The 10,342-nt window shown below is 67.8% G+C and carries 11 protein-coding genes; all 11 read right to left on the bottom strand.

Annotated elements, in window-relative coordinates:
* Positions 1 to 2: 2 nt before the first annotated feature.
* Positions 3 to 899: a hypothetical protein gene (locus AB0Q96_RS22525; RefSeq protein WP_365328088.1), complete on the bottom strand. Its 897-nt coding sequence runs from the start codon at positions 897 to 899 to the stop codon at positions 3 to 5.
* The gene (locus AB0Q96_RS22530; protein WP_365328090.1) at positions 899 to 5,188 is read right to left on the bottom strand and encodes a phage tail tape measure protein; all 4,290 of its coding nucleotides are present in this window, start codon (positions 5,186 to 5,188) and stop codon (positions 899 to 901) included. Before AB0Q96_RS22530 ends, AB0Q96_RS22525 begins: the two co-directional genes overlap by 1 nt.
* Before the next feature lie 3 nt (positions 5,189 to 5,191).
* Positions 5,192 to 5,497, bottom strand: a complete 306-nt coding sequence (locus tag AB0Q96_RS22535; protein ID WP_365328092.1) for a hypothetical protein — start codon at positions 5,495 to 5,497, stop codon at positions 5,192 to 5,194.
* A gap of 26 nt (positions 5,498 to 5,523) precedes the next feature.
* Complete coding sequence (locus AB0Q96_RS22540; RefSeq protein WP_365328094.1) at positions 5,524 to 6,126, bottom strand: hypothetical protein; 603 nt, start codon at positions 6,124 to 6,126, stop codon at positions 5,524 to 5,526.
* A gap of 22 nt (positions 6,127 to 6,148) precedes the next feature.
* On the bottom strand, positions 6,149 to 6,643 hold the full coding sequence (locus AB0Q96_RS22545; protein ID WP_365328096.1) for a hypothetical protein: 495 nt from the start codon (positions 6,641 to 6,643) through the stop codon (positions 6,149 to 6,151).
* Positions 6,644 to 6,772: 129 nt separating this feature from the next.
* Positions 6,773 to 7,024 (bottom strand): hypothetical protein, encoded by a 252-nt coding sequence (locus AB0Q96_RS22550; RefSeq protein ID WP_365328098.1) that lies wholly within the window; start codon positions 7,022 to 7,024, stop codon positions 6,773 to 6,775.
* Between the two features lie 179 nt (positions 7,025 to 7,203).
* Complete coding sequence (locus AB0Q96_RS22555) at positions 7,204 to 7,617, bottom strand: HK97 gp10 family phage protein (RefSeq protein ID WP_365328100.1); 414 nt, start codon at positions 7,615 to 7,617, stop codon at positions 7,204 to 7,206.
* Positions 7,601 to 8,014, bottom strand: a complete 414-nt coding sequence (locus AB0Q96_RS22560) for a hypothetical protein (RefSeq protein ID WP_365328102.1) — start codon at positions 8,012 to 8,014, stop codon at positions 7,601 to 7,603. The genes AB0Q96_RS22555 and AB0Q96_RS22560 overlap by 17 nt, the downstream gene beginning before the upstream one ends.
* 39 nt (positions 8,015 to 8,053) lie before the next feature.
* Entirely contained in the window at positions 8,054 to 8,479 is a 426-nt protein-coding gene (locus tag AB0Q96_RS22565; protein ID WP_365328104.1) for a DUF6093 family protein, read from the bottom strand.
* The gene (locus tag AB0Q96_RS22570) at positions 8,476 to 8,913 is read right to left on the bottom strand and encodes a DUF6093 family protein (protein ID WP_365328106.1); all 438 of its coding nucleotides are present in this window, start codon (positions 8,911 to 8,913) and stop codon (positions 8,476 to 8,478) included. The genes AB0Q96_RS22565 and AB0Q96_RS22570 overlap by 4 nt, the downstream gene beginning before the upstream one ends.
* Positions 8,914 to 8,971: 58 nt before the next feature.
* Entirely contained in the window at positions 8,972 to 10,267 is a 1,296-nt protein-coding gene (locus AB0Q96_RS22575) for a UDP-glucose/GDP-mannose dehydrogenase family protein (RefSeq protein WP_365328108.1), read from the bottom strand.
* Between the last annotated feature and the right edge of the window lie 75 nt (positions 10,268 to 10,342).

The following is a 10,342-nucleotide window of genomic DNA, read 5'->3' on the forward strand; positions in this document are numbered from 1 at the left end:
CCTTACAGGGCTGTCCACGCTGGCCGCCACGAGACGGCCAGCCGGGAAGAGTTCGTGTAGTCGGTCGCGGTCCAGCGGATCTCGCTGCGGCCCGGCGGGATCTGGAAGAGGTCAAGGCGAGACGCACTCGACAGCGCCGTTGCTGCGTTGCCCGAGCCGTTGCGCAACACCCAGCGCGTACCAGGGCGGGTCTCGACGTCGATGCGCTCGCCGAAACCGAGGGTGACGGCCAGCTCAAGTACGCGGCCGCTCTCCACGTGCACGATCCGCGGGTTGACGACGGGCCCGGTGATCCTGATGGACGGCCAGGCGCCGGCGTTGCCCACGTTGATGACCCACCCGGGCCTGGTCTCAGGGGTTGCGATGCCGGTGGTGATGGGTGCCACGATCGGGGCGCGGAAGCCTCCGCCGCTGTGGCTGATGTCCAGAGGCAGGGTGATGCTTGAAATCGAGTCGCCGTGCATCCGCGGGTCGAGGGCGGTGAATTCCAGGTCCAGGGGAATCCATCCGTGGATGGCTTGGGCGGTGGAGACCGCTTCGGCTCGCCGGATGCGTCCGAAGAGGACCTTGGTCTCGCGGCCAGGCCAGCGCAAGCGCAACTGCGCGAGGGCTCCGGCCGTACGCCGGACCTTCGCATCCGCAGCGACGGCCTCGATCTCAGCCAGCTTGTCCAGAGCGGCGGCCGGGTCGCCCGGAGTCCGGATGGCCGCCTCGATCCGGACCGTACGCGGTGCGTACAGATCCACTCCGGGAAATGCCCCGTCGTCGGTGGGGTTCAGCACATCCTGTGTGCGCAGCTCGGCAGCTCCGAGACCTTCCACGTTCGATACGGGTACTGGGGTGTCGCGACCGACGAGTACGCCGGCGAAGTCGATCTGCCAGTAGGCAAGCGACATCATCAGATTCGCCCTCCGCGCTGGGCGTTGCGTAGCCGCCGCATGATCTCCCCTGACAGTTCCTGCGGGGACGTGTCCCGACCATGGACGGTGATCGGCATCGATCCCACCAGGGCCTTCGGCTGCTGCTGGACGACAGTGACCTTGATCGCGGTAGCTGGGCGCGCGTCGACAAGCCGCGTCGCGGACGGCGGCGCCGCGGCGGTGGACAGGCGCATCCCGAATCGGGAGGCAACATCGTGGAGGACGGCGAGCGCGCCGGTGCGCTTGCCTGCGCCCAACGGGATGAACGCTTCGCCCGCCGTCTCGGGCTCGGCGAACCTGACGAGCCCGTTGGAGGTGGCGTAGAGGCCAGGCGTGAGGATGCCGCCGTTGGCGTACGACAGGCCCCGGGTGGCCCGGTTCAGGTCGGAGAAGAACTTGCTCCCCTTAGATCCCAGGGCTTTCTTCAGGCGGTCGAGGGCACGGTTGGCAATCTCGATGATCTGGTCCTCGCCGAGGCCTGTTGTCTCGGCCACAGCGTGCAGCCCGGTCGTCTTGCTCTTGACCGCCCCGATGATCGCGATCAGGTCGGGGAGGTCTTCCTCGGGCAGGGTCCGGTTCGCGGCGCGCGCGGTGTCGTTCGCCGCCTTCGCCTTCTTCGGGTTCTTCACCGCCTCGACTGCCAAGTCGGCTGCGTCCTGGTCTCCTTGACGTGCCAGACGGACGGCCAGGTCGCCGAAGCCCTTCGCCGCCAGCATTGCGAGGTTCTGCTCGAAGGCGACCTGGTCCTGGACGGCCTTCCGCAGCTGGCCGGTGAACTCCCCCAGACTCGCCTTGGAGGCGGCCTCCAGCTCCCTGATGTTCTTCGCCATCGCCAGGAGGTAACCGGAGCTTCCGCTCGCCATCTTCCGTGTGAGAGCTATCCCCTCCTCGCCCATCTCTTCCAGCGCGTCGGCCACATCACGGCCGGCACGGCGGGCGATGGTGTCAAGGTCCTTGCGCCACTGCTTGGCGGTGGCGATCGAGGCGTCCAGCTTTTTGGCGAAGGCCTTGAGGCTGAAGTTGCCCTTCTTGTCTCGCGATTCGGTGGCGATTCCTGACAGCGAGAAGAGCGTCGCGGGGGTGGCAGGGCGGTAGGTGAAGCCGCTCAGCCCGCCGTCGGCGTAGTAGTTGACCTCGCCACCGAAGCGACGGGCCACCTCCTCCAGGACGCGCTTGGAACGTTCCCTCTTCGCCCCGGCCAGAGGAATGTAAGCCTCGCCCTGCGTCTCCGGCTCCGCCCACACACGCCATGCGCCCGCCGGCGCGATCTGTGCGGTGTGGTCCTCGCGCGGACTGCGCACGCCGCCGTCTGCGTAGAAGTCGAGCAGCCCGCCGTTGGCCTGCTTCACCGGCGCTTGAATGCCGTCAGGGACGCCGTTGCCATCCTTGTCCCACGCGCTGGCCTGGATCTTCGCGAAGAAGGGGATCGTCACGCTGGCCGGCTTGTTCACGCTGACGGTGATCGTCTTCTGGCCGGGGATCCGGCCGACCGAAGCCCCGATCTCGTCGAGCTGCGCCTGCACGGCTGCCATATCGCCCGAGAGCAGCGCCGAGGTCAGGGCGCTCGCCGCCTCGGATCCCTTCGTCTGAGAGACAGACACGATCAGGCTGAGCATGCCGAGCCACTCGGAGGACGACTGGCCGCCTGCCGTACGGAATGCTGCTACGACGGCCGAGAGGTCCGGTGCGTCGATGGGCATGTCCGCGCCGTACAGGTAGCCGAGCTGAGAGCGGATGCTCTCGATGTCGCCTTTGAGGAACGACTGTGCCAGCGACGTGGATGCTTCCTTGCCGTACTTCTCGGAGACGTCTGCCAGGACGCTCATGCCCTGTTCCATCTGCGCGGCGGCGGCCTTGGGGAGTTTCTTGGCGGCCTTCCCCATGTCGGCGACGACCATGTCCTGCATGACCTTCGCGAACTTTCCCGGGTCGTTGGTGGCCGACGCGTCGGCCCACGCGTCAGCGACCTTCTTGCCGTACTTCGCCGAGATCGCGGGAAGCTGCTCCAGCCCGGCACGGAACGCCGGCGTCGCCCGTGCGGACGACTCCTGGATGATCTTCTCCAGCTCGTCGGCAACGTCGCCCTTGCCCTTCTTGAGCTGCCCGACGAGCTCCCCAAGGAGGGGCGCCGAGTCGGAGCCGAGGGCTGCAAAGTGGTCAGCCAGATCGAGGCGGCCGTCCGCCGCCAGCTCGCCCAGGTTCTTCTGGAACTCTCGCTGTGCCTTGAGCTGCTTGTTCAGCTCCTCCACGTAGTCCGAGAGAGAGGCCTTGGACGCGTCGGCGGACAGGCCCGCCTTCCGGTTCGCCTCGGCGACCTTGTCCTGCGCGGCCTTCCACGCCTTGGCCGGGTCAACGATCGAGCCGAGAGCCTTGCCCATCGCCTCCATCTGTTCGGTGAACTTCGGGGAGCCGTTCTTGTCGGTCGGGAGCGACTGCGTGAGCTCCCAGGCGCCAAGCATCTGCTGCCGGTTGGCCGTGATCTTGTTGTTGACGATCGCCATGGAGGCGGCGAGTTCGTTCTCCTTCTTGACCGCGTTCGACCAGACCTCGTGCTGCTGTTCCAAGACCTTCTTGGCCCGGTCGAAGCGGACGTCGTACATCCACCCGGTGCTCGTCTTCTCCCACGACATCAGCTTGCCGAAGTCGAGCTCGTCCTTGAGGCTCTGGAGCTTCGCCCCACCCGAAGTGAGGGCGTCGATGGCCTCCTCCACGCTCAGACCGGCGTCCTTCAGCTTGTCCAGGTCACCGCTGCTGGTGAGCTGCTCGGTGAGTGCACGCAGGCCTGCTCCCTGCTCCCCTTCCTCACGCTCGCGGCGCAGCGCGTCGACCAGTTCCTCGGTCGCGGCCTTGGCCTTCTGCTTGCTGGCGGAGTAGGCGGCGTACACGCCGACCCCGATGGCCATGAGAGTCGTCAGGCCGGCCACGGCCATGCCGGCGCCCGTGAGGACCGCGGGCAGAGCAGACCCACCAGCCCGCGCGGCGGCCAGCTGCGTACGGAAGACGGTGAGCTGGGTCCCGAAGCGGAGAAAGGCGGCCTTCGCCAAGAGCACCGCGGCGGAGAGGGCAAGGATCCCGCCCAAGAGGGACTTCACGGGGCCGGGAAGGTCGTTGATCGACCCGGCCACGATGTTCAGGACCTCCCCCACGCTCTCCAAGGCAGGGAGCAGAGCTCGCGCCATGGAGATGCCGAGCGCCTGGGCCTGATTCTGGAACAGCGACCACTGCCCGGCGGTCGTGTCGAGCTGGATCGCGTACGCCTTCTGGGTCGCTCCGGCGCGCTCGACCTCGATGCTGATGCCTGCGTAGGTGTCCTGGTAGTTCCTGCCCTCAGCGGCCGACAGGGCGAGCGCGGCGCGCACTGCCCGGATGTCCTTCAGCAACGGCACAAGCTGATCGGCCGAGCCGCCCGTGGCGGTGCGGACCTTCTCCATAACGACGTACAGGCCGTCCTGCTCCAGGGCGGCTGCGGCCGACTCGTAGCCGAAGCCCTTGATCATGTCGACCAGCTCACGGCCTGGCTTCATCATCCTCGTCATCAGCATGTTGAGCGCGGTGACCGCCTCGGCCGCAGGGATGCCGGTGAGGGTGACGGCGGCGAGCGCGGAGCTGATGTCGTCGAACTGGACGCCGGCGGCGGCCGCCATCGGCACGACGTCGCCGAGCTGCTGCGCGAGCTCGTCGAACGAGATGACGCCGTAGTTCACGGTCTGGAACATGACGTCCATGACGTCGCCGGCCTGTGAGGCGTCCATCCCATACGCCTTCAGGACGCCGAGCAGGGCCCGTGCCGAAGTCTCCGTCGTGGTCAGGCCAGCGGCTGCACCTCGGGCAGCGACCCGGAGGATCGTCATCGCGTCCGCGCCGTCGAAGCCCGTGGAGACGACCTGGTACAGGCCCTCAGCAAGCTGGGAGGCGGACTGCGGAAGCTGGGTGCTCAGCTCGACGATCTGGTCCGTGAAGGCGCCGATGTTGGTGTTGTTGATCTCCTTGGAGATCGTCATCACGTTCGCCATCTGCTTCTCAAGCTCGATGGCGCCCCGGACGCCGAGAACGAAGGCCCCGCCAAGGGCGGCGCCCATCACGGCGAAGCCCACGGCCATGGTCCGGCGGGTCTGCTCCGACCTTCCCGCGAGCTGGTTCAGGTCGCTGTCGAGGCGACGGATCTGGCCGCCGAATGCGTTGACCTGTCCCGCAGCCGTGCGCAGACCGCCGACCAGGCCCGTGACGCCGGCCTGAACGTGGACGTAGAGGGTGTAGGCCCCAGCCACTGGCTAAGCCTTCTTCCTGGGCCGAAGCCCGACCTTCACCCCACGACCCTCCGGACCCTCCGGAACCTGCTCCTGCTCCATGGCGATCAGCTCGCAGCCGATGCACCGGTGCGTCTCGGTGACGTACGCGAAGCGGTCGCCGCCCACGTGCTCGTCCCACTCATCCGGCCTCGTCCCGCACGAGTCGCACACCGTCCGCGAGTAGGCGAGGTAGGCGACGGCCTTCGCGCGGTCGAGCGCCGACCACCGCCCGTCTCCTGCGCCGGTGAAGCGGCTGTGCGGGATGCCGTACGAGGCACAGACCTCCATCTCTGCGCGGAACGCAGGGTCGGCGATCAGCCTTTTCCCAGGTCGGCCCTGATCGTCTGGTTGACCAAGAGGGCTGTGGTGAAGAGCGCCTTCGCCTCCGAGTCCGGCCAGCTGTCGAGGAGTTCCTGCGCGTCCTCCTCGCTCATTCCGGGCACCTCGGTGCCCGTCTCGTCACGCTCGATGTGACACGCGGCGACGAGCGCGGCGGGGTAGGACTCGACGTTGTACTCCATGCCCTGGTCGGCCTGTGCCTCGGTCGGCGCGTGGTCGCGCAGCAGCTGCTCCCAGACGGGCCGCGGGAGAGCCCGGAACGTGAGAACGTCGGTCGCCTCCGTCAGCGCCTGCTCGGCGTCGTCGAGTCGGAGCTGCGCGGCGACCACCTCCGGGTGGGCCGTCACCCACTTCTCGCGGTCGGCTTCGCTGACTCCCTGCTCGATGGAAGCGGCTCGGGCAGCGGTACGCGCCTTCGCCAGGCTGAGTGCGGCGTCGGTGGCGGCCTGCTTCGCCTCGTCGTCGTCGCATAGGCGTAGGCTCCGCTCCGGGAGCTTCCGGGCCTTGAGGCGGGCCATCTTGGCGGACCAGTGCGGGTCCCGGGCCACGGCGGCGGCCGGCGGTGCGGGATTGCTCATGTTGGACATGCGGCACCCCCCGTCAGACGGTCTTCGCCGGGACTGCGGCGTCGAGCGTCGGCTCCTCGGTGATGCCGAAGGTCACCTTGAACTTGGCGGGCTCGGAGGCGGTCGAGTAGGAAGGGCTGCGGCTGCCGACCCGGATGGGGAACACGTCGAGCGACTTCGAGGCGACCACGTCGCCCTTGCGCATGATCGCGATGTACCCCGTGACGCCCTTGGAGAGGAGAGTCTCGACGGTGTCGCTGACCTTGTCCTCGTAGAAGGTGATCGAGGAGTTGTCGGCCTTGTCCTCCCCCGGGATCGTCGTGGCGAAGGTGCTGCCCATGTCCGGCGTGTCGATGGGCGTGTTCTCCAGCGACCAGCCCTCGACGTCGGAGATGGTGTCCGACAGGTTGGTCGCGTTGCCGGGGGCGAACTCGGCGCGGGTCGGGATGTTGTCGTCGGAGGCGATCTCCTTCAGGAAGTAGAAGAGGGTCGTGCCTCGGCGCATGAAACGCTGCTGCGTGGTGGCCACGCGACTCTCACTCTCCGGGGACGACGGCCCCGGGATTGCGGCAGGCCCGTCCCCAACAGGTGTTGCTGGGAGTCGGCCCGTACCGGTGGGTCGGGCGTCCGCGATGGGCCTCCGCGGTGAGGTGTGCGGTCAGGCGAGGGTGGTGACCTCAAGCGCGAACCGCTGGACATAACTGTATACGCCGCTTGCGACGGTGACGCCTTCCTCCTTGTCCACCTCGCGGGACATGACCACGTACCCGGTCGCGGCGATGGGGTACGTGGGGCCCTTTTCTGTTCGGGCCATAAAGGCCGCGCGAACCTTGTCGGCCATCCACTCTGCTTGCTCAGCCGTCGTCGCCACGGACGTGACCTGGTAGAGGATCCGGGCGTCCGCGCTCATGTCCCCGAAAGGAGGACCGTCGCTGGTGGAGCCAATCGGGTAGAGCACGCTGTACGGAGTGGTCGTTCCGGTGGGGAGACTGCTTGCCGTGGGCGCAGCTCCGTACCCACAGGACCGGCCAGTTGCGCCGGCCAGCATGCTCTGGACGGCGAGGCTGAGGATGCGTCCGGATACGGGCATCAGTCCCCCACCGCCGCTCCGACTGCGGCGAGAAAGCTGGGGCGGATCTCTTCGACTGCCGGACCCATGTGGGGGTACGGAGGCTGCTGGAAGATGCGGCCGAGACTGTCCGGGCCGACGTATCCGTACTCGAGTCGGCGGGCTTGGGGCTTGTTGGTGCCGACGACCGCCTCGGCCGTGAGTCCGGTGGCGGTGAACTCGTGGGTCCAGGACCGCCGGTAGTCGCCGGTCGGCGCGTTTGGGCCGGGTCGGCCGCTGGCGTGGGCCTTGATCCTGGTCTCCAGCAGCATCGCGTAGTGCTGGACGACGGAGCTGACCGCCGGGAGGGCTGCTGCCGCGCGGCCGTTCAGCTGGGCGGCAATCTGAGCGGCGTTCGAGTCTGCTCGGGCGCCCCGGTTACGAGAGGAAGCCATCGGTCTCCTTCACCTGGTCGAACTCGCCGTTCGCCCACTGCTTCAGCTGTGCGAGGACGGCAGCCGTGAAGCCGTGAGGGCCGCTGATGTCGGGCCGGGCGAGCGCCGCCTTCTCCAGTAGTCCGGCGTCGATGGCCGACAGGAAGTGGGCGGCGGCCGGTCCCGGCTCATACGGGACGCCGACGAAGACCCGGGCTTCGCCGTCGAAGGTCGCGGCGGTCGTCCCCGGTGCGAGCTGGACGACCAGCTCGGCTGGTTCTCCAGAGCGGTGGTGGATCGTGAAGCCGGAGACGAGGTTCGAGCAGTCAGATCCGTCTACCAGGAGCGATGCTTCACCGCCGGCTGCCGTGATCTCGACCTGCCGTATGTCTGCGGGTGGGGTGTCCGTGATCTCCATGCATCGAGCGTAGGACGGTTCGCGGACACCCCGAATCGCTCAGGACGGCGGCGTGATCTCGTCGAGCCGCGTGACCCGTACGAGTTCCACGGTTGACGCCTCCGATGGGTCGAGAACTTGCCACAGCCGACCGCCAGTTGCCGCTTCGTCGGAGTGCGCGAGGACGACCTCGACGCGGTCGTAGCGTGCGGGGACGGGTGCGCTGAGGGGTGTCAGTAGGCGGTACCAGGAGACGGTGTCGTCGAGCCATTGGCGACCGACGATGCCCTCCGCCGTCACCTGCCCGTGGCCGGAAAGCAGCGCGCCAGGCCCCTCGTAGACGACGACCGCTGGCACGTCGCCGAGGAGGCCCGTCTCCGGGTCAAGCACGGGGGTGCCGGTGGGACGGGTAACCCGGACCGTGTCCAGCAGGAGCTTGGCCTCCAGCTCCCTGCGCACTTCCTCCGGATCGATCGCCGTGCTCACGTCACGGCCCCGGCCGTCTGGGTGTTCTGGTCCACCCACGTTGTACGAACGATACTCAGCGTGGAGGTCTCCCCGAGGTCGACCACCCGCCAGGTCCGCCCGATGGCGGCTTCGTCCTCGGCTTCCACCACGGTTACGGTGTCCTCGCGGGAAGCCACTGGCGCCGACAGGGGCGTCAGCAGTCGATACCGGGATGGCGTGTCGTCCACGTACGCCTGCCCCGCGAGGTGCAGGACGACGGACGGTCCGCCCACGGGGAAGAAGGCTCCTGGCCCTTCGTACACGGTGACGGGCGGGCCTGGCTCGTACTGCCCTGTGTCGGGGTTGAACACCGGCTCGCCAGGCCGGTAGATCCTGATCTTGCTGGTGAGAATCTTCTTCTCGACGATCGCGCTGACGGCCCCCAGAGTCAGCCCTTCAGTAGGGACGCTCATGTGTTTGAGCGTAGTCGCAGTGGCGAGCACCCGAACTCTTGTGCCCCTACCGCATGGCTTATTCGGGCCGGACGGTTGCTCGTCCGACGCTCATGTAGGTGAAGCCGCACTTCTGAAGAAGTTGCGGGTCGAGGAGGTTGCGGCCGTCGAAGAGGAAGGGGGTCCTCATGGTCGATGCCGCCGATGCCCAGTCGACCTCCGTCAGCATGGGCCACTCCGTCACGATCACCGCGGCGTCGCAGCCGGCGACCGCTTCGATCACGGTCTCGGCACGCTCCAGCCGGTTCCACGGGGCTTCATCGCGCAGATGGGCCATCGGGTCCCAGCCGGTGAGTTCGGCTCCTTCGGACACGAGCCGGGAGGCGATGATCGTGCTCGGGGCTTCTCGCATGTCGTCGGTGCCGGCTTTGAAGGTGAGGCCCAGCAGAGCGATCCGGCGCCCCCGGAGGCCGCCGAGTTCTTCCTTGAGACGGGCGATGGCCCGCCTGGGCTGGAGGTCGTTGACTTCGATGACTGTGGTGAGGAGCTGGATCGGCAGGCCGGTGTTGAACGCCATCGCACGCAGGGCGCGGGAGTCCTTGGGGAAGCAGCTTCCGCCGTAGCCGAGACCGGCCTTGAGAAAGTGAGGGCCGAGTCTGTGGTCCATCCCGACCGCGGCGGCGACTTCCTCGACATCGGCTCCGGTCGCTTCGCACACGGCCGCGATCTCGTTGATGAACGTGATCTTCGTGGCGAGGAGGGCGTTCGACGCGAGCTTGACCATCTCGGCGGAGGCGATGCTCATCGTCTCGACCGGTCCGGCAACGCCCTTGTGCAGGTCGGAGATCAGGTGGGCGGTGGCGGGGTCGGAGGCGCCGACCACGATGCGGTCGGGGTTCATGAAGTCCCGGACGGCTCGCCCTTCGGCGGTGAACTCCGGGTTCGAGGCGTATCCGAGGTGATCGAGACCTGCCGCGTCGAGCGCGGCGCGTACCTGGTCACCGGTGCCGACGGGGACAGTCGATTTCATAACGACGGCCGCCAGGCGCGGAGCGGTCTTCAGGTCCTCGATGACGGACCAGACGCGAGAGAGGTCGGCGTCGCCGGAGGGCGTGGGCGGCGTGTCCACGCACACGTATGCGACTTCGGCGTGCTCCAGTGCTTCTCCCGCCTCCAAGCTGAAGCTCAGCCGGTCGGCGTTGGCCTTCATCAGCTCTCCGAGGCCCGGCTCGTAGATCGGCACCTCCCCCCGGCGGAGGGCGGCGACGCGTTCCGGCTGGATGTCCCGGACGACGACCGTGTGCCCCAGTTCCGCGAGGCACGCACCGGTCACAAGGCCGATGTACCCGGCGCCGAAGACCGCGATGTTCCGCATGTTCACTTCCCGTGTCCGTATGTCGGCTGGGGAAGAGGGCCCCAGGCGGCAGGCTGCCGACCGTCGGCAGGTTAC

The sequence above is a fragment of the Streptomyces sp. NPDC093111 genome (assembly GCF_040683955.1).
GTDB lineage: Bacteria > Actinomycetota > Actinomycetes > Streptomycetales > Streptomycetaceae > Streptomyces.

Excerpts from the sequence above, each read along its gene's own strand:
- AB0Q96_RS22570 (WP_365328106.1), bottom strand. The coding sequence starts at position 8,913 with ATGAGCGTCCCTACTGAAGGGCTGACTCTGGGGGCCGTCAGCGCGATC.
- AB0Q96_RS22535 (WP_365328092.1), bottom strand. The coding sequence starts at position 5,497 with ATGGAGGTCTGTGCCTCGTACGGCATCCCGCACAGCCGCTTCACCGGC.
- AB0Q96_RS22555 (WP_365328100.1), bottom strand. The coding sequence starts at position 7,617 with ATGGCTTCCTCTCGTAACCGGGGCGCCCGAGCAGACTCGAACGCCGCT.
- AB0Q96_RS22550 (WP_365328098.1), bottom strand. The coding sequence starts at position 7,024 with ATGAGCGCGGACGCCCGGATCCTCTACCAGGTCACGTCCGTGGCGACG.
- AB0Q96_RS22525 (WP_365328088.1), bottom strand. The coding sequence starts at position 899 with ATGATGTCGCTTGCCTACTGGCAGATCGACTTCGCCGGCGTACTCGTC.
- AB0Q96_RS22560 (WP_365328102.1), bottom strand. The coding sequence starts at position 8,014 with ATGGAGATCACGGACACCCCACCCGCAGACATACGGCAGGTCGAGATC.
- AB0Q96_RS22540 (WP_365328094.1), bottom strand. The coding sequence starts at position 6,126 with ATGAGCAATCCCGCACCGCCGGCCGCCGCCGTGGCCCGGGACCCGCAC.
- AB0Q96_RS22575 (WP_365328108.1), bottom strand. The coding sequence starts at position 10,267 with ATGCGGAACATCGCGGTCTTCGGCGCCGGGTACATCGGCCTTGTGACC.